The organism is Geodermatophilus sp. URMC 63 (assembly GCF_053502565.1).
Window position 1 is genome coordinate 3403875 of record NZ_CP199956.1, and the last position, 18055, is coordinate 3421929.

Annotated in this window: 17 protein-coding genes and 1 pseudogene; 9 read left to right on the forward strand and 9 right to left on the reverse strand. The window is 74.8% G+C overall.

Features of this window, described 5'->3' with window-relative positions; genetic code table 11:
* Positions 1 to 752 precede the first annotated feature (752 nt).
* The 3 genes and pseudogenes from ACWIZO_RS16715 to ACWIZO_RS16725 all read left to right on the forward strand — a co-directional run.
* Positions 753 to 929, forward strand: a pseudogene (locus tag ACWIZO_RS16715) (helix-turn-helix domain-containing protein); the annotation flags it as partial.
* Positions 930 to 1096: 167 nt separating this feature from the next.
* Positions 1097 to 1351: a helix-turn-helix domain-containing protein gene (locus ACWIZO_RS16720; protein WP_448638772.1), complete on the forward strand. Its 255-nt coding sequence runs from the start codon at positions 1097 to 1099 to the stop codon at positions 1349 to 1351.
* Positions 1249 to 1818 (forward strand): transposase, encoded by a 570-nt coding sequence (locus ACWIZO_RS16725; protein WP_448642967.1) that lies wholly within the window; start codon positions 1249 to 1251, stop codon positions 1816 to 1818. The genes ACWIZO_RS16720 and ACWIZO_RS16725 overlap by 103 nt, the downstream gene beginning before the upstream one ends.
* A 136-nt stretch (positions 1819 to 1954) precedes the next feature.
* Here ACWIZO_RS16725 and ACWIZO_RS16730 read toward each other — a convergent pair whose 3' ends face one another.
* Both ACWIZO_RS16730 and ACWIZO_RS16735 read right to left on the reverse strand, forming a co-directional pair.
* Positions 1955 to 4114 carry a S9 family peptidase gene (locus ACWIZO_RS16730; protein WP_448638773.1) on the reverse strand — a complete coding sequence of 720 codons (2160 nt, stop codon included), beginning with the start codon at positions 4112 to 4114 and terminating at the stop codon, positions 1955 to 1957.
* A 157-nt stretch (positions 4115 to 4271) separates the two neighbouring features.
* Entirely contained in the window at positions 4272 to 4994 is a 723-nt protein-coding gene (locus ACWIZO_RS16735) for an iron dependent repressor, metal binding and dimerization domain protein (protein WP_448638774.1), read from the reverse strand.
* 217 nt (positions 4995 to 5211) lie between these two features.
* On the opposite strand from ACWIZO_RS16735, the gene ACWIZO_RS16740 reads away from it, so the two are divergent.
* On the forward strand, positions 5212 to 6393 hold the full coding sequence (locus tag ACWIZO_RS16740) for an acetoin utilization protein AcuC (protein ID WP_448638775.1): 1182 nt from the start codon (positions 5212 to 5214) through the stop codon (positions 6391 to 6393).
* Positions 6394 to 6574: 181 nt separating this feature from the next.
* Positions 6575 to 9184 (forward strand): bifunctional acetate--CoA ligase family protein/GNAT family N-acetyltransferase, encoded by a 2610-nt coding sequence (locus ACWIZO_RS16745; protein WP_448638776.1) that lies wholly within the window; start codon positions 6575 to 6577, stop codon positions 9182 to 9184.
* A gap of 32 nt (positions 9185 to 9216) precedes the next feature.
* Here the strand turns inward: ACWIZO_RS16745 and ACWIZO_RS16750 are convergent, their stop codons facing one another.
* The 6 genes from ACWIZO_RS16750 to ACWIZO_RS16775 all read right to left on the reverse strand — a co-directional run bounded on the left by ACWIZO_RS16750 (position 9217) and on the right by ACWIZO_RS16775 (position 14067).
* A complete protein-coding gene (locus ACWIZO_RS16750; RefSeq protein ID WP_448638777.1) occupies positions 9217 to 9861 on the reverse strand; it encodes a dihydrofolate reductase family protein in 645 nt (214 codons plus the stop codon).
* A gap of 66 nt (positions 9862 to 9927) precedes the next feature.
* Positions 9928 to 10173: a hypothetical protein gene (locus tag ACWIZO_RS16755; protein ID WP_448638778.1), complete on the reverse strand. Its 246-nt coding sequence runs from the start codon at positions 10171 to 10173 to the stop codon at positions 9928 to 9930.
* 416 nt (positions 10174 to 10589) lie between these two features.
* A complete protein-coding gene (gene sigB, locus ACWIZO_RS16760) occupies positions 10590 to 11573 on the reverse strand; it encodes an RNA polymerase sigma factor SigB (RefSeq protein WP_448638779.1) in 984 nt (327 codons plus the stop codon).
* 236 nt (positions 11574 to 11809) lie between these two features.
* Positions 11810 to 12241, reverse strand: a complete 432-nt coding sequence (dtd, locus tag ACWIZO_RS16765) for a D-aminoacyl-tRNA deacylase (protein WP_448638780.1) — start codon at positions 12239 to 12241, stop codon at positions 11810 to 11812.
* A gap of 51 nt (positions 12242 to 12292) precedes the next feature.
* Complete coding sequence (locus tag ACWIZO_RS16770) at positions 12293 to 13129, reverse strand: CPBP family intramembrane glutamic endopeptidase (protein WP_448638781.1); 837 nt, start codon at positions 13127 to 13129, stop codon at positions 12293 to 12295.
* Positions 13126 to 14067: an NAD(P)H-binding protein gene (locus ACWIZO_RS16775; protein ID WP_448638782.1), complete on the reverse strand. Its 942-nt coding sequence runs from the start codon at positions 14065 to 14067 to the stop codon at positions 13126 to 13128. The genes ACWIZO_RS16770 and ACWIZO_RS16775 overlap by 4 nt, the downstream gene beginning before the upstream one ends.
* 116 nt (positions 14068 to 14183) lie before the next feature.
* Between ACWIZO_RS16775 and ACWIZO_RS16780 the strand changes: the two genes are divergently transcribed.
* The 4 genes from ACWIZO_RS16780 (at position 14184) to ACWIZO_RS16795 (ending at position 17180) form a co-directional block, all read left to right on the forward strand.
* Positions 14184 to 14312 (forward strand): hypothetical protein, encoded by a 129-nt coding sequence (locus tag ACWIZO_RS16780; RefSeq protein ID WP_448638783.1) that lies wholly within the window; start codon positions 14184 to 14186, stop codon positions 14310 to 14312.
* Positions 14313 to 15057: 745 nt separating this feature from the next.
* The gene (locus ACWIZO_RS16785; protein ID WP_448638784.1) at positions 15058 to 15915 is read left to right on the forward strand and encodes a TIGR03620 family F420-dependent LLM class oxidoreductase; all 858 of its coding nucleotides are present in this window, start codon (positions 15058 to 15060) and stop codon (positions 15913 to 15915) included.
* 92 nt (positions 15916 to 16007) lie between these two features.
* The gene (locus ACWIZO_RS16790; protein ID WP_448638785.1) at positions 16008 to 16640 is read left to right on the forward strand and encodes an HhH-GPD-type base excision DNA repair protein; all 633 of its coding nucleotides are present in this window, start codon (positions 16008 to 16010) and stop codon (positions 16638 to 16640) included.
* A 180-nt stretch (positions 16641 to 16820) separates the two neighbouring features.
* Positions 16821 to 17180 carry a DUF3099 domain-containing protein gene (locus tag ACWIZO_RS16795; RefSeq protein WP_448638786.1) on the forward strand — a complete coding sequence of 120 codons (360 nt, stop codon included), beginning with the start codon at positions 16821 to 16823 and terminating at the stop codon, positions 17178 to 17180.
* A gap of 6 nt (positions 17181 to 17186) precedes the next feature.
* Here the strand turns inward: ACWIZO_RS16795 and ACWIZO_RS16800 are convergent, their stop codons facing one another.
* Positions 17187 to 18047 carry a carbohydrate kinase family protein gene (locus ACWIZO_RS16800; protein ID WP_448638787.1) on the reverse strand — a complete coding sequence of 287 codons (861 nt, stop codon included), beginning with the start codon at positions 18045 to 18047 and terminating at the stop codon, positions 17187 to 17189.
* Positions 18048 to 18055: the final 8 nt, after the last annotated feature.

Genomic DNA, 18055 nt, shown 5'->3' on the forward strand with positions numbered 1-18055 from the left:
CGGAACAGGTTCGAACAGGAGGGCCGCGTCAGAGTCGGGGGTCCGGTCTGACCTGCGGAGATTGAGGTCTTCTCACTAGGAATCCCGACCCAGTTGCAGAGGGCGGCCGGCGCCGCTGGTCAGGGCTGCCGCGGGTCGTCAGCGACGTCGATGGCGGCTACGCGGCGCCAGCTCCCGCCAGGCGACACTCGACACCCGGCGGTGCGTGGCGCTGACCTGCAGCGATGCCGGTCCCCTCCGTCCGCGAACGGCCAATCCTGGTGAGGAAACCTCACCGGGCAACGGTCCCTTCTGCCGGACCACCCGTCCAGGCGACTCCTCGGCGACCCTCCAGGGTCCCGTCAAAGTCGTCGTGCAGGCCTCTGAGCTGCGCAGATGCCACCAAGGACGCTGCGGCGAGGAGTCAACATGGCCGTGCTGCCCGGCGCACCGAACCGCCAGGTCAGTCCGACCTGGCGGAAGGCCGGTGGTGACCTTGCAGGCAGGGAGCCACCGGGAAGGCTCAGGCGCCTCACCGGGGCCAGTGTCGACCACCTTCGCAGCTCAGACAGGATTTCAGACTTTGACGCGGCCCTGGGCGACCCCCACCCCATAGCAGCCCATTCAGAAGCATCACTTTTATTGGTGAGGCAGTCCGTTATCCCGTCGAGGAGAAATGATGCGTATCAGCCTCATCACGCATCTAACGATCATTAATGGCGGGAGTTCCGTAGTCTGCTGACAGCCGGCGCGGCGCGCGCTATGCCCTACCCATGAGGTATGCCCAGGGTGGCGGGCTGACCGCCGAGGAGTGCGCCCGACGGGAGAAGGTGCGGCTGCAGGCCGCGGAGTGGATCGAGGAGGGCGCCACCGACGCCGAGGTGGCCGTCCGGTTCCGGGTGACCCGGATGTCGGTCAACCGGTGGCGGCGGGCGCTGGCCGCCGGCGGCCGCCCGGCCCTGGCCTCCCAGGGCCCGGGCGGGGCCCGCTGCCGGCTCACCGCGGCCCAGCGCGAGGAGCTGCAGGTGCTGCTGGAGGCCGGCCCGGCCGCCTGGGCTGGACCGATCAGTGCTGGACGCTGGCGCGCATCGCCGCGGTCGTGCGTGAGCGGTTCGGCGTGGACGACACCCTGCCCGGGGTGGACCTGCTGCTGCACCGCCTGGGCTGGAGCGTGCAGGTACCCGCCCGGCGCGCGGTCGAGCGGGATGAGGAGCAGATCGCCGCCTGGCGGGAGGAGAGCTGGCCGCAGATAACAGGACGGCGGCGGACCTGGGCGCCTGGGGAGTCTTCGAAGACGAGTCCGGCCAGGGGCTCAGGCCGCCCAAAGGTCGTACCCGGGGCCGGCGGGGGCGTACCCCGGTGGTGCGGGTGACTGCGGCGATCAGCCCCCGAGTGTCGGTGGCCGCGCTGCTGGCCACCCGGCCCGGGCGCCGGCCGCGGCTGATCTACCGCACCCACCGCGGCCGGCGCGGCGGCGGGCGCAAGGGGTTCACCGAGGCCGACTACGCCGTCCTGCTCGACGCCGCTCATCAGCAGCTGGGCGGGCCGATCGTGGGAGTCTGGGACAACCTGAGCACCCACGCCAGCAAGGCCATGGCCGAACTGATCGCCGCCCGGCCGTGGCTGACGGTCTACCGGCTGCCGCCCTACGCCCACGAGCTCAACCCCGTCGAGCCGGTGTGGTCGCACCTGAAGCGGTCGCTGGCCAACCTGACCAAGCACACTCTCGCCGAGCTGACGGCGCTGGTGAAGACGCGGCTGAGACGGATGCAGTACCGCTCCGGGCTGCTGGCCGGCTTCCTCGTCAGTACGGGGCTCCAGTTCGGACCGTTCCTGTAACACCCGCCCTTATAGGTCGTTAGTGCTCCGTAACGGACGCGCTTGATGTTTCCGGCCGCGCGACCTTCCCGGTCATCGCTGATGCGCGCGTAGACGACGGCCCGCTGGGGCTTGTCGGCCATGCGTCCCACCCCACTCACAACAGGTCCGGGCGTCGCCACTTCTGCCCGAGGACGTGCTCGGCGAGGAACGCGAGCACCGTCTCGTACCAGACGGTGGAGTTGCCGGGCGTGAGCACCCAGTGGTTCTCGTCGGGGAAGTAGAGGAACCGGGAGGGCACGCCGCGCTTCTGCAGGTCGTACCAGAGCCGCAGGCCCTCGCCGACGGGCACGCGGTAGTCGCGGTCGCCGTGGATGACCAGCACCGGCGTGCGGATGGCGTCGGCGAAGCGGTGCGGCGAGTTCTGCTCGTAGCGCTTGGGCTCCGCGAGCGGGTCGCCCCACTCCTTCTCCCAGTAGTAGGCCGCGTCCGTGGTGCCGACGAAGGAGTCGAGGTCCCAGAGGCTGGCGTGGGTCACGATGGCGCGGAAGCGGTCGGTCTGGGTGGCCACCCAGTTGGCCATGTAGCCGCCGAAGGACCCGCCCATCGCGGCGGTGCGGTCGGCGTCGAGGTCGGGCCGCTCCAGGGCGGCGTCCACGGCGGCCATGAGGTCGGTGTAGGGAGCACCGCCCCACTCACCCCAGCCGCGCCGGACGAACTCCTGCCCGAACCCCTGCGACAGCGCCGGGTTGGGCAGCAGCACCGCGTAGCCGCGGGCGGCGAGCACCCACGGGCACCAGCGCCACGACCACGAGTTCCAGCTCATCAGCGGCCCGCCGTGGATCCACAGCACCAGCGGCGCCGGGGCCTCCGCGCCGGCGCCCTCGGGCAGCACCAGCCACGACTGCACCCGCGTGCCGTCGGCGGCCGTGGCCTGCACCTCGGTGAGCGTGCCGGGCAGCCGGGCGATCGTGCCCGGGTTCGGCAGCGGGTCGGGGTGCTGACCGGTCGCCTGCGGGTCCAGGCGCACCGGGGCCGGCGGCTCATCGTAGGCCGAGCGCAGGGCGAACAGCGCGCTGCCGTCGCGGGCCACCTGCAGGTCGCTGTAGGCGCCGTCGGAGGTCAGCCGCACCGGCTGCCCACCGGCCAGTGCCACGCGGAACAGCGCGTGCCGGCCGTCGTCGTCGGCCAGGAAGTAGACGGCGTCGCCCTCGGCGCTGAACTGCGGCGCGCTGGGCCAGCGGTCGAAGCCGGCGGTGAGGTCGCGGGCCTCGCCGGTGGCGACGTCGACCAGCAGCAGCGTGTAGTCCGGGGGCTCGGCGTAGGTCGTCGTCCTCTCGCGGACGCAGACCACCGTGGCACCGTCAGGGGAGAAGCCCCCGGTGTGCACGTCGGCCAGCGGGTCGTCGACCAGCACCCGGCCCGCACCGGTCGCCGTCTCGACCAGCACCAGCCGGTCCCGCCGCCCGGCCGGCCCGTCGGGCACCTGCTCGACGCGCAGGGCCAGCCGGCCGTCGGGGGAGAGGGTCACCCACTCGCCGGCGCCGGTGGGCGGGCCGGCGTCCGGTGTCAGGTCGCGCAGCTGCACGGGCTGCGCCGGCTCGCCCGCCGGACCCTCCGCCGGCAGCACGCCGGCCCAGAACAGGTGCGGGACGGCGGGGCCGAGGTCGGCGTCCCAGTACCGCACCGGATAGGCCTCGTGCAGGATCGCCGACACCCCGGCGTCGCTGCGGGCCTTGCGGCGCTGCTCGTCCTCGGCGGCGTCGGCCGCGCCGGGCATGGTCGAGGCCACCGCGACCACCTCGCCGCTGTCGGCGGCCACCGCAAAGCCGCCGACCCCGCCGGTCCGGGTGACCACCGGGCGGGCCTCGCCGCCGCCGGGCGGCAGCGCCCACAGCGCGGGCCTGGGCTCCGCGCCGTCGGTCGCCGCCGGGTCGGGCCGGGCGGAGAGGAACAGCAGCGTGCCGTCGGGCGCGAAGGCCGGGGCCGACTCGCCCGGGGCGCTGCGGGTCAGCCGCCGGGCCGGGCGCTGCCCCTCGGGGTCGACCTCCCACAGCGCCGAGACCCACTTCTTCCCCTCGGGGTCGAGGGTCTGCACCGAGACCGCCAGGCGCCGGCCGTCGGGCGAGAGCGCCAGCCCGGCCACCCGCGGGACGGCGGCGAAGTCGGCCAGCCGCGCGAAGGGGTGCCCGGCAGCAGCACCGGTGGTGTCGCCGGCGGAGCTGTCGGCGGTGCTGTCAGTGGTGCTGTCGGTGGTGCTGTCGGTGGTGCTGTCGGCGGTGCTGTCGGCGGTGCTGTCGGCGTCGGGCTGGCTCACCGGGGCTCCTCGCGGGGGAACGGCACTCGGGGTGACGACCACGAGTGGCGACCACGATACGAAGCGGCGCCCGGCGTCCCGCGCGAGCGGGATGCCGGGCGCCGCCGGGACCGGACCACGGCCGGGCCGCCACACCCGGGCTGTTCCGCCCGGGCTGTTACGCCCGGGCCGCGGCCTCCGCGGGCGTGAGGTCCGCGGGCGTGAGGTCCGCGTCGACGACGGCGACGAACACGTGCTGGGCCACGCCCGCCGGCAGCGGCTGGCCGTCGAGGCTGATCGTGCCGTTGCTGGACGTGGCCACCACCGTCGCGCCGGGCCGCAGCCCGCGGTCGGCCAGGGAGCGCAGCAGGCCGGCGTCCTCCTGGAGCTGCTCGCTGATCCGCCGGATGGTGACCCGGCGGCCCTCGACGGTCGCCGAGGTGGACAGCAGCGTCAGCGAGTCGAGCACCGCGGAGGTCTCACCCCCGAGCGCGTCCAGGCCGGGGATCGGGTTGCCGAACGGGGAGACGCTGGGGTGGCCGAGCAGGGTCAGCAGCTTGCGCTCCACCGCCTCGCTCATCACGTGCTCCCAGCGGCAGGCCTCCTCGTGCACGTCGGCGTAGTCCAGGCCGATGACATCGACGAGCAGGCACTCGGCCAGCCGGTGCTTGCGCATGACCGCGGTGGCCAGCTGGCGCCCCTGCTCCGACAGCTGCAGGTGGCGGTCGCCCTCGACGGTCAGCAAGCCGTCCCGCTCCATGCGGGCCACGGTCTGGCTGACCGTCGGGCCGCTCTGGTGCAGCCGCTCGGCGATCCGTGCCCGCAGGGGCACGATCCCCTCCTCCTCCAGCTCGAAGATCGTGCGGAGGTACATCTCGGTGGTGTCGATGAGGTCGTTCACTGGCACTCCTCCGGGTCGGTCCCGATCCTACGGCCCGCCGGTCGCCCGCCCGGTCACGCGCCGACGCCCGCGGACGCCCGCGGACGGCGCAGCGGCGAGGAACCGGCGGTAGCGTCCCGGCGGGGGGACCGGCCGTGCTCGGCGGGCCTCCCGCTCCCGGTCCCGCGGCTCCGGCCGGCGGGGACGACCGGGACGACGACGGCGACAGGAGGAGCTCGTGAGCGACGCGGTGACCGTCGTCTGGGACGACGCGCTCCTCGGCTACACGATGGGCGGCGACCACCCGCTGCACCCCGTGCGGCTGGACCTGACCATGCGGCTGGCCGAGAGCCTCGGCGTGCTGGCGCCCAGCCGGGTGGAGGTGGTGAAGCCGACGCCCGCCGGACCGGACCTGCTGACCCTCTGCCACGACCCCGACTACCTCGAGGCGGTGCGGCGGGCGCCCACCGACCCCGACGTCGGCCACGGCCTGCACACGGCGGACAACCCCGTCTTCGAGGGCATGTACGACGCGGCGGCGCTCATCGCCGGCGGCAGCGTGCAGGCCGCCGAGCTCGTGCACAGCGGCCGGGCGCAGCACGCGGTCAACATCTCCGGCGGCCTGCACCACGCCATGCGCGACCGCGCGTCGGGCTTCTGCGTCTTCAACGACGTCGCCATCGCCATCTGCTGGCTGCTCGCGCAGGGGTACGAGCGGATCGCCTACGTCGACCTCGACGTGCACCACGGCGACGGCGTGCAGACCGCCTTCTACGACGACCCCCGCGTGCTGACGGTCAGCATCCACCAGACGCCGCTGACCCTGTTCCCGGGCACCGGCTTCCCCGAGGAGACCGGCGACCCCGCCACGGCGCTCGGCAGCGCGGTGAACCTCGCGCTGCCCAACGGCACCGACGACTCCGGCTGGCTGCGCGCCTTCCACGCCGTCGTCCCGAGCGTCCTGCGCGCCTTCTCCCCGCAGATCCTGGTCACCCAGTGCGGCTGCGACGCCCACCACGAGGACCCCCTCGCCGATCTCGGGCTCACCATCGACGGGCAGCGGACCAGCTACCGGGCCGTGCACGACCTCGCGCACGAGATCTGCGACGGCCGCTGGATCGCCCTCGGCGGCGGCGGCTACGGGCTGGTGCGCTGTGTGCCCCGCGCCTGGACGCACCTGCTGGCCGAGGCGTCCGGCGAGCGGCTGGACCCGGTGACGGCGATCCCGCAGTCGTGGCGCGACGACGTCGTCGCGCGCGGGCTGCGCGCCCGGCCGCCGACGCACATGACCGAGGGCGGTTACACCGGCTTCTCGGCGTGGGACCCGTTCACCGAGACGCGGGTCGACCGCGCCGTCATGCGCACCCGCCGCGCGTCGTTCCCCTACTTCGGCCTCGACCCGGACGACCCCCGTGACTGAGGAAGGACCCCGTCCTCCTCACCACTCGCAAGCTCGTGGCGAGCCTCTGGACGGGGCCGCGGGCGCTGCAGGGGGGCCGGCCGCAGCCCCTCCCGGTCACGACTCCGGCCACGACGAGGCCGCAGCACCGCGGCCACCTGCCCACTGGGAGGCCGACATCATCGCCGCCGACGGCGGCACCGTGCACCTGCGCCCGATCTGCCCGGAGGACGCCGACGGCCTGGTCGGGCTCATGGAGCGCAGCTCCGACCAGACCCGCTACTACCGGTTCTTCGGGCCGATGAAGCGGCTCTCGGAGAAGGACCTGCACCGCTTCACCCACGTCGACCACGCCGACCGGGTGGCCTTCGTGCTGCTGCTGGGCGACCAGCTGATCGGCGTGGGCCGCTACGACCGCTACCCCGACACCACCGACGCCGAGATCGCCTTCCTCGTCGAGGACGCCCACCAGGGCCGCGGCCTGGGCTCGGTGCTGCTCGAGCACCTGGCCGCGGCCGCCCGCGAGCGCGGCCTCACCCGGTTCGTCGCCGAGGTGCTGACCCAGAACGCCCGGATGGTCCGGGTGTTCCTCGACGCCGGGTACCAGGCCAACCGCTCCTACGAGGAGGGCGTGGTCCACCTGACCTTCCCCATCGCGCCCACCGAGACCTCCCTGGCCGTGGCCTACGAGCGCGAGCAGCGCAGCGAGTCCCGCTCGATCGCCCGGCTGCTGACCCCCTCCTCGGTCGCGGTGGTCGGCGCGAGCAACGACGAGTCGAAGATCGGCAACGTCGTCCTCCGCAACCTGCTCGGCTACGGCTTCGACGGGCCGGTGTACCCGGTCAACCCCGGCGTCCGGCACGTGCGCGGGGTGCCGGCCTACGCCTCCATCGAGGCCATCCCCGACGACGTCGACCTCGCGGTGCTCGCCGTGCCCGCCGACGAGGTCGCCGGGGTGGTGGAGTCCTGCCGGCGCAAGCGGGTGCGGGGGCTGGTGGTCATCTCCGGCGGGTTCGGCGAGACCGGCCCGGCCGGCCGCGAGGCCGAGCGGCGGCTGGTCGCCTCCGCCCGGGCCTCGGGGATGCGGGTGGTGGGACCCAACTGCCTCGGCATCGTCAACACCGACCCGGCCATCCGGCTCGACGCCAGCCTCGCGCCGATGGTGCCCGGACGGGGCCGGGTCGGGTTCTTCGCGCAGTCCGGTGCCCTGGGCGTGGCGCTGCTCGAACGGGCGCACACCCGCAACATCGGGCTGTCGAGCTTCGTCTCGGCGGGCAACCGCGCCGACGTCAGCGGCAACGACCTGCTGCAGTTCTGGGCCACCGACCCGGGCACCGAGGTGGTGCTGCTGCACCTGGAGAGCTTCGGCAACCCGCGCAAGTTCGCCCGGCTGGCCCGCACGGTGGCCCGCACCAAGCCGGTGGTGGCGGTCAAGAGCGGCCGGCACGGCGGGCTGACCCCCGGCCTGGCCGGCACGTCGGTGGCCGTGCCCGAGCAGTCGGTGGCCGCGCTGTTCACCTCGGCCGGCGTGATCCGCGTCGACACCGTGGCGCAGCTGTTCGAGGTCGGCATGCTGCTGGCCCACCAGCCGCTGCCGGCCGGCGACCGGGTCGCCGTCGTCGGCAACTCCACCGCGCTGGGCGTGCTCGTCGCCGACGCCGTCCTCGACGAGGGGCTGACGCTCGCCCACGAGGCGCCGGTCGACATCGGCAGCACCGGCAGCCCCGAGGCCTTCCGCGCCGCGCTCCAGGCGGCCGTGGACGACGACGGGGTCGACGCCGTCGTCGCGGTCTTCCTGCCGCCGCTGGTGCGCACACCCGAGGAGTACGGCCGGGCGCTGCGCGACGTGTCGGCGGGCTCGGAGAAGCCGGTCGTGGCGACCTTCCTCTCCGCCGACGGCTTCCTGCCCGAGCTGACGGTGCCCGACGCGGTCGGCATGCCCGACCGCGGCTCGGTGCCGTCCTACACCACCCCGGAGCGGGCGGTCATCGCGCTGGCCCGGGTGGCCGAGTACGCGCGCTGGCGGCGGCGGCCGGTGGGCACCGTGCCGGAGCTGCCCGACGTCGACGAGGAGCGCGCGCGGTCGGTGGTCCGCGGCGCCCTGGCCGAGACGCCGGCCGGCCGGCAGCTCACCGACGCCGAGGTGCTGGCGCTGCTCGGCGCCTACGGCGTCCCCCTGCTGGGCACCCGCCTGGCCACCACCGCCGAGGAGGCCGTCGCCGCCGCCGACGCGATCGGCTACCCGGTGGTGCTCAAGTCGACGGCGCCATGGCTGCGGCACCGCACCGACCTCGGCGGCGTGCGGCTCGACCTCGGTGACGCCGCCGCCGTCCGCGCCGCCTTCGCCGCCATCCCGGCCGGCGACCCGGTGATCGTGCAGGAGATGGCGGCACCGGGCGTGCCCACCGTCGTCGAGGTCGTCGACGACCCCTCCTTCGGCGCGCTGGTCAGCTTCGGCGTCGGCGGGGTGGCCACCGAGCTGCTGGGCGACCGCGCCTACCGCACCCTGCCGCTCACCGACCTCGACGCCGCCGAGCTGGTGCGCGCGCCGCGCGCCTGGCCGTTGCTCGACGGCTGGCGGGGGTCCGAGCCGGTCGACGTCGCCGCGCTGGAGGACCTGCTGCTGCGGGTGGCCCGCCTGGCCGACGACCTGCCCGAGGTGCTGGGCCTGACGCTGTCACCGGTGATCGTCGGCCCGGCCGCCCCGTGGCACGGCGGCCGCTCCCTGGTCGTGGCCGGGGGCACCGTGCGCATCGGCCCGCCGACCGCCCGCGTCGAGCCCGGCCCCCGGCGGATGCGCGACCTCTACTGAGCGCGACCTCTACCGATCCCCGCGGCCCCGGCTCAGCGCCGCCAGAACAGGTGGTGGGTGACGCCGCTCGGGCTCGGGACGACCTCGCGGTGGAAGCGGTCGAGCAGCTCGTCGGGCGACGTCCACAGCCGGGTGCCGGCGCCCAGCTCGAGCGGTGCGACGGCGACGTGCAGCGTGTCGACGAGGTCGGCGTCGAGGAACTCCCGGATCACGGAGGCGCCGCCCCCGAGCCGGACGTCGGCACCGCCGGCCGCCGCGCGGGCCTGCTCCAGCACCGTGGTGGGGTCGCTGTCGACGAAGTGGAACGTCGTGTCCGAGAGGGCGAACGAGGGCCGCACGTGGTGGGTCATGACGAAGACCGGCGTGTGGAACGGCGGCTCGTCACCCCACCAGCCCTGCCACTCGTGGTCCTGCCAGGGGCCGCGGTGGGGCGAGAACTTGTTCGCCCCCATGATCTCGGCGCCGATGCCGTGCGCGAAGTCCCGCGTGAAGTAGTCGTCCAGGCCGCGGCTGCCGCCCGGCCCGGTGGGGCCGGGGAAACTCGCGGTGGCGAGGGCCCAGGCCATCAACACCCTGGGGTCGGCGTGCCCGAACGGCCGCTCCAGGCTCTGGCCCTCGCCCGCGCCGTACCCGTCGCTCGAGACGGTGAAGTTCTGCACCCGCACCAGCTGGCCCACGGTTCCTCCTCGGTGTCGACGACGGGCTGACCGCCGCCGGCGGCGGAACTCATCGGCGCGACCGGGTCAGGGCCTCCGGCCGGTGGAGGCCAGCAGCCGGGTCTGCTCGTCGGCGTCGTCGGGGACGGGGACGCGGGGGCCGTAGTACCCGCTGCTGCGCAGGGCGGCGTCCCACGGCTCGATGCCGGCCAGGAACGCCGACGCCTCCTCGCGGTCCAGCGTCTCGTCCTGGCCGGTGGCGCGGGCGAGGTCCCGGGTGTGCACCAGCAGGTCCATCAGGCCGGTCATCGCCACGAGGGCCTCGAGCGTCATGTCCCCGGCGCGGGTGGCTGGTGGGGCGGCCGGCGGTGTCGGGGTCGGCGAGCAGCGCGCGGATCGCCTCGTCGGCTGCGTGCCACGCACCGGCCGGGTCGGCGTCGGCCGAGGGGATCGTGGGCACCGGCAGGCCCACGGCCGGGAAGTGGAGCGACGGCATCCACTCCACCAGGTGCCGGACGACGTCGCGCGCCGCCCAGCCCTCGCACGGCGCCGGGTCGTCCCCATGGCCGTGCGGGACGCCGTCGACCCGCCATCCGAACCCGTCGGCGAGGTGTCGCCACCGCTGCGCCGTCGTCACCACCGCACCCTCCTCAATCGATCGGTTGAAGACGTCGCTGGTCCGGCGGAGGAGCCCTGTCAACGCCGAGAGCCGGCTCCCCCGCGGGGGAGCCGGCTCTCGGAGGGGACTGCTAGGCCAGGTAGTCGCGCAGGGCGTCGGCGCGCTGCGGGTCGCGCAGCTTGGCCATCGTCTCGCGCTCGATCTGGCGGACCCGCTCGCGGGAGAGACCGAACTGCTTGCCGATCTGCTCCAGCGTCCGGGGCTGGCCGCCGTCGAGGCCGAAGCGCAGCACGACCACGTCGCGCTCGCGGTCCTCCAGCGTGGAGAGGACGTTGCGGACGTCGCCCTTCATCATCTGGAAGGCGACGGCGTCCTCGGCCACCGCGGCGTCGGCGTCCTCGATGAAGTCACCGAGACGGGACTCCTCGTCGGCACCGACGGTCTGGTCGAGGGAGACCAGGTCGCGGGAGTACTCGAGCAGCTCGGTCACCCGCTCGGGCGTCATGTCCAGCTCGAGGCCGAGCTCCTCGGAGGTGGGCTCGCGCTCGAGCTCCTGGTGCACCCGCCGACGGGTCCGCACGACCTTGTTGACCTGCTCGGCCAGGTGCACGGGCAGCCGGATGGTGCGGCCGGAGTCGGCCATCGCGCGGGTGATCGCCTGGCGGATCCACCACGTCGCGTAGGTCGAGAACTTGAAGCCCTTGGTGTAGTCGAACTTCTCCACCGCGCGGATCAGGCCGACGTTGCCCTCCTGGATCAGGTCCAGGAACGTCATGCCGTGCCCGGTGTAGCGCTTGGCCACCGAGACGACCAGGCGCAGGTTGGCCTCGAGCAGGTGCCGCTTGGCGGCCTTGCCGTCGGCGGCCAGGGCCTTGTAGTCGCGCGCCACGGCCGGGGTGAGCTGCCGCTCGGCGAGCAGCCGCTCGGCGTAGAGGCCGGCCTCGATCCGCTTGGCCAGCTCGACCTCCTGCTCGGCGGTCAGCAGCGCGGTCTTGCCGATGGTGTTGAGGTACACGCGCACCAGGTCGGTCGACACCAGACCACTGGTGTCCGGCTCGCGGCGCGGCGAGCGGACCTCGAGGGCGTCACTGGGGGAAGACTGGAGGAGCGTCACGATCTGTCTTCGTCCTTGCCTGTGGTTCGGATGCACCCGCCGGTCGGCGACGGGGTCCATCCGCGTCGGGGATGGGGCCCCGGTGTCCGGCGAGGCCCCGCGCTGTGGTCCGTTGTGGTCCGTTCTGTTACGTCCTGTCCAACGGTCCGGACGTGGGTGCTGTTCCGCGTACCACCGATTGCCAGGCGACGCACAGACGGTGTGTTCGGTCACCTTGCGTACCCGTTCCGTCGCGGTCATACCTCCAGGAGCACGGTCATCGGTCCGTCGTTGACCGAGGCCACCTGCATGCGGGCCCCGAACACCCCGGTGGCCACGCTGCTGCCGCGGCGGCGCAGCTCGGCGACGACCTCCTCGACCAGCGGTTCGGCGACCTCCCCGGGCGCGGCGTCGGACCAGGAGGGACGGCGGCCCTTGCGCGTGTCGGCGTAGAGCGTGAACTGGCTCACCACCAGCACCGGCAGCCCGAGGTCGCCGGCCGAGCGGGCGCCGTCCTCGGTGGGGAACACCCGGAGCTCGTGCACCTTCCGGGCCAGCGCCCGCGCGCGGGCGGCGTCGTCGTCCCGGCCGGCGCCCACCAGCGCCAGCAGCCCGCGGCCGACCTCCCCGACGACGGCCCCCTCGACGGTGACCGACGCCGAGGCCACCCTGCTCACCACCGCCCGCACGGGGTCATCCTGCGCCGGCCCTGACGCCTCCACCCGGCACGGGACGGACGGTCACGGGGGACCGACCGTGCGGCTCAGGCGGGCGACGCTGCGCCTCGTGTGAGCCCGGCTCCGCTGCCCGGGCCCGGCCGCGGGACCCGGGGGACCGGTGGGTCCGGGCCGGTCGGCGAATAGCGGGGGCAGGTGGCGCAGCATGAGCACCGACCACACCAGGTGGGTCAGGACCGGTGCCTGGATGCCGCCGGTGGCCTGCCGCTGCAGCCCGAAGAGCAGGCCCATCGCGATGCTGGCCAGCACCAGCGCCGGGTTGCGCGTGGCGGTCGTGGCCAGGCCGTAGACGGCGGTCGACTTCAGCACCGGCCGGTCGACGCCGATCGCGGCGTACAGCGCGCCGCGGAAGAAGACCTCCTCGGCCACGCCGTTGGCCAGCGTCGTCGTCAGCACCAGCGGGACCGACCCCTGGTGGGCGTAGCGGAGCACCGACGTGATCGCCCGGTCGAGGACCGGGATCCGCCGGGCGACCAGCGCGGCGCCGTAGAACGCGCCGAAGGCGCCCGCGCCCGTGAGGACCGGGGTGGTCAGCGGACGGCGCAGCGCACTGTCCCTGCCGAAGGTCCACCCCAGGTGCAGCGGCCCGGAGGCCAGCCCACCGGCCACCCAGGTGCCGGCGACGGCCAGCGTCAGGCCGTAGAACCGCGGCGAGCCCGGCGGCTGGGACAGCGAGACGCCCAGCAGGGTCGCGCCGGTCACCGCGGTGCCGGCGGTGATCCGGCGGCGGCGGCGGAAGGCGGCGTCGGGCTCGCGGTGGTCGCGGGGCACCCGCTCGACCAGCGCCCGCCGCAGCCAGCGGCCCGCGGTGCCGCGCAGCCCCTGCCGCGCCGCGGTCACCGGCGGGCTCCGCGGCTGAGCCACCCGGCCCGCCGTCCGCGGCCCCGTCGCCGGTGCTCGCGGGCCCGCTCGACGAGCGCCTCGAGGACCATCCGGTCGTAGTCCATCGGCTCGAAGGGCACCACCGAGCGGATGGAGTCGTCGGTGACGACCACCTCGTTGGCCATCGAGTCGATGAGCGAGCGGCCGGTCGCGACGTCGACGTCGGTCACCAGCGCCAGCCAGCGGGAGGACAGCCGCGGGGTGAGCAGGGGCACCGGGACGACGAAGAGGTGCCGGTTCTGGATGAGGGCGACGCGGGTGAGCATGTCGAGGTAGGACAGGACCTCGGGGCCGCCGACCTCGTAGACCCGTCCCGCGGCCTCCGGAGCCCGCTGCACGCCCACGAGGTACCGGACGACGTCGGTGACCGCGATCGGCTGGGTGCGGGTGCGCACCCAGCGCGGGGTGACCATCGCCGGCAGGTGGGCCACCAGCTGACGGGTCAGCTCCCAGGAGACCCCGCCGTGGCCGACGACGATGCCGGCGCGCAGCACGGTCACCGGCACGCCGGTCTCGCCCAGCAGCCGCTCGACCTGACGGCGGCTGCGCAGGTGCGGGGAGAGGGCGTCGCTGTCGCGGCCCAGGCCGCCCAGGTAGACGATCCGCCCGGTCCCCGTCCCGGCCGCCGCCCGTGCGAAGGCCCGGGCCGCCGCGGCGTCCTTCCTCTCGAAGTCGGTGTCGGCGAGCGAGTGCACCAGGTAGTACGCCGCCTCGCAGCCGTCCAGGGCCGCGCGCAGCGAGCCCTCGTCGCCGACGTCGCCGGCGACCGGGGTGCCCGCCCCGCGGTAGCTCCCCGGGTGCCGGGTCATCGCCCGCACGTCGTGGCCCTCCGCGACCAGCGCGGTGGCCAGCCGGCTGCCGACGAAGCCCGACGCCCCCGTCACCAGGATCCTCACCGGTCGAGCGTGACCCGATCGTGCACGAGGCGCCACCTCGCCACCGGCGCACCCACGGGCGGCGCCCCACCCGGGACGGGGTCCGCCCCGGGGTGGCGCTGCGGCACACTGCCGACGTGCCGACGCTGCACATCACCCAGGACGACGCCGCCGACGACCTGCCGGGCCGCGACCCCCTCGCGCTGGTCCTCGGCATGTTCTTCGACCAGCACGTGTCAAGAGGAAGAGAAGGAAGCTCGTGGTGAGGTGACGCGTGGGTCTCCGTCATGGGGACCGGGCCGGCGAAGGAAACGCGACGGCCCATTCGTGCAGGTCGACGCTGCCGGGACCACAGCAGACGCTGCCGGGACTGCAGCGAGAGCATCATCACCGAGAGGGCGCTCAGGCCGAGGAACAGGTCCTGGAGGTCGGTCACCTGCGCAGGACCGACACAGGTCTGCACGGTGACGGGGGTTGCAGCGGCTTCGGGCGGTTCCTCAGCTGCGGCGGCGCCGGCCAGCAACAGGGTGCCCGCGGCCGCTCCGCCAATCGCCTGGCCGGCGCCGGCGGCGTCGTCGTACGCGGCGGCGATCGCGTACAGGGTGTCGTGCTCCTGCTGGGCCACGACGCACCTCTCTGGGACGGATCTCGGGCTGCGAGCGCCACGGTCGTGCGCGGGACCCGGGGTCGGCGTCATCCGGTGCGGGTCAACGAACGGCGCGAGCCGCGCCCGATCGCCGATCCGTGCGGACCCGGGACGGCTCACGCCCGGGCAGCAGGCGCTGCACCATCTCCCAGAGCGTGCCCGGCCGGCACCCCGACACCAACGGCGGATCCTCGCCGTCCACCGCGGTGACCGCCGACGTGCTGTGACCTCGACAGCTTGCGGGGAGACCACGAGGGCACATGGCGCCCGCCGCAGCGGGTCCTGCACGGCGCCCGAGACACCCGAGTCGTCCCGGGCGGGGCCGGGGTGGAACAGCGGTCGGGCCCGGGTCGTTCGGCCGGGACATGACCCTCTCCACGATCACGCCGCCTCTGACCAAGCTCGGCGTCTGGCTGCCCGAGTCCGTTGTCACCGCCGACCTGGCCAGGCAGTTGGAGGAGCAGGGCTACGGGGCCTTGTGGCTGGGCAACGCGAACGGCGAGGTGCTCGACGGCGCCCGCGTCGCCCTCGGGGCGACGACCCGCCTCACGGTCGCGACCGGGATCGTCAACATCTGGACCTCGGACGCCCGCGCCACCGCTGCGGCCGTCCACCGTCTCGAGGAGATCGCCCCGGGCCGCTTCCTGCTCGGCATCGGTGCTGGGCACCGGGAGTTCAACGGACCCCAGGCGGTCAAGCCCTACCAGGGCGTCAACGACTATCTCGACGTGCTCGACGAGGAGGGCGTGCCCGCCGAGCGGCGGCTGCTCGCAGCGCTCGGCCCGCGGATGCTAACGCTCTCGGCCGAGAGGGCGGCCGGCACGCACCCCTACCTGGTGAACCATGAACACACGCGCTCCGCACGAGAGACGCTGGGTGACGGTCCGCTTCTGGCCCCCGAGCACAAGGTCGCTCTGGTCGAGGACCGCGCCGAGGGCCTGCGACTGGCCCGGCAGGCCCTCGCGGTCTACCTGGACAACGAGATGCAGAACTACCTCAACAGTCTCCGCCGGCTCGGGTTCGACGACGCTGACTTCGTCGACGGCGGCAGCGAGCGGCTCCTGGACGCTCTGGTGGCCCAGGGGTCGGCCGAGACCATCGCGAAGGAGGTCGACCGCCACCTGGCCGCCGGCGCCGACCACGTCGCGCTCCAGCCGGTACACCGGACCGCCGAGGTCGGCACCGTGATGGGTCGCATCGCCACCGCCCTCGATCTCCCCTGAGAGTTGGAGCTCCGCCGCCGACTGCGGCCAGCAGTCCGCCCGGCCGTGTGGTCGTGCGGGCCTCCGCGCCCGGGGTGCGACACACTGCGTGCGTGGCGACCCTGACCCTCACCCAGGACGCGCGCGCCGACGAGCTGCTGAGCCGCGACCCGCTCGCACTGCTGCTCGGCATGCTGTTCGACCAGCAGTTCCCGATGGAGCGGGCCTTCGCCGGGCCGTGCCTGCTGGCCGAGCGCATGGGCCTGGACCCGGCCACCGACGCCCTGTCCGCGGCCGCCCTCGCCGACGCCGACCCCGACGCGCTGCTCGCCTGGTTCCAGGGGCCGCCGGCGGTGCACCGCTACCCGGGGTCGATGGCCGCCCGCACGCAGGCGCTGTGCCGGCTGCTGGTCGAGCGCTACGACGGCCGCGCCGACCGGTTGTGGGACGGCGTCCCCGACGGCGCCACGCTGCTGCGCCGCATCGGCGAGCTGCCCGGCTTCGGGGCGCAGAAGGCGAAGATCCTCGTCGCCCTGCTGGGCAAGCAGTACGGCGTGACCCCGCCGGGCTGGCGGGAGGCGGCCGGCTCCTACGGCGAGGAGGGGTCGCGCCGGTCGGTCGCCGACATCACCGGGCCGGAGTCGCTGGCCGAGGTCCGGGCCGCGAAGCAGGAGGCCAAGCGGGTGGCGAGGGCCGCCGGGGAGGCCGCGGGGAGGGGTCCCGGGAGGACCGCCGCGGCCCGCTGAGCCCGCCCGCCGGATCCGAGCCCGGATAGTCCGCGCAGGCGCCTGCACGGCCCTCGTCCCGGTGGCACCATGGGCTGCGGACCGGGGGGACATCCGGGGCCCGGCCAGCAGGGACCAGGTCCTGGCCACCACAGGCGACACCGTGCCGTCGGTGCCCCGGGCCAGCGGAGGGATGTGTCCGTGGCCTCGAGCCAGCAGCCCGCACGACCCCGCCGGCCGGAGCCGGTGCTGATCACCCAGGCCGAGCCGAGCCTCGTGGAGCAGCACGCCGCCCGGAAGAAGCGGTACGTGATCACCATGGCCGTCCGCGCCGTCAGCCTGGTGCTGGCCGCGGCGTTCTACCAGATCCTCTGGCTGGCGATCGTCTTCGCGGTGCTCGGCACGGTGCTGCCCTGGATCGCCGTCGTCATGGCCAACGACCGCCCGCCGAAGAAGAAGCTCGACGCCCACCGCTACGTCCCGCCGCGGCCCGACCGCATCCTGGAGGACCCCGCCGCCCGCAGGCGGGTCATCGACGGCGGCACCGTCATCGACGGCTGACCGCGCTCACCGCGCCCCGGGCCGGCCCACCACGGTGGCCGCCCGGGCCAGCCCGGCCTCCAGCGCGTCCCCCGGAGGTCCCCCGGCCAGCCACACCGACAGCAGCCCCGCGGTGAACGCGTCCCCGGCGCCGGTGGTGTCGACGACGTCGGCCGGGCGCGCCGGCCGGTGCACCACCGTCGTCCCGGCCGCCCACAGGGCACCGTCGGCGCCGAGCGTGACCGCCACCGCGCGGTGCCGGCCGGCCAGCGCCCGCGCGGCCGCCTCCACGTCGGCGCACCCCGACAGCAGCCGGGCCTCGTCGGCGTTGGGCAGCACCAGGTCCACGCCGGCGGTGTCTGCCAGCCACCGGTCGACGCCGTGCGCGCGCAGCGGCCCGGTCGAGGCCGGGTCGACCGACACGGTGCACCCGGCGGCGCGGGCCGCGGCCAGCGCCGCCAGCCCGGCGACCCGGGGCCGCTCGTCGAGCAGCGTGTAGCCCGACACGTGCAGGTGCCCGCCCGGTCCGGGCGCGGGCACGTCGCCGGCGCGGAGGTCGAGGTTGGCGCCGCGGTCGGCCAGCATGCTCCGCTGCCCGCCGGGCTCCACCAGGCTGACGATCGTGCCGCTGGCGGCTCCGGGGACGGTGCGCACCGCCGTCCGCACCCCGGCGGCATCCAGCTCGGCCACCAGCGCGGTGCCGGCCGCGTCGTCCCCGGCGCAGCCGGCCAGCACGACCGGCACCCCCAGGGCGGCCAGGTGGACGGCCACGTTGGCGCCCGCCCCGCCGCCGCGGGTGCGGATGGTCGCCGGCCGGTCCGAGCCGGGCGCCGGCTCCCCGGAGGGCACGACGACGACGTCGGTGGCCAGGTCGCCGACGACGACCACCGGCCGCG

Coding starts and splice junctions, on each gene's coding strand:
- ACWIZO_RS16785 (WP_448638784.1), top strand. CDS start 15,058: ATGACCCTCTCCACGATCACGCCGCCTCTGACCAAGCTCGGCGTCTGG.
- ACWIZO_RS16755 (WP_448638778.1), bottom strand. CDS start 10,173: ATGACGCTCGAGGCCCTCGTGGCGATGACCGGCCTGATGGACCTGCTG.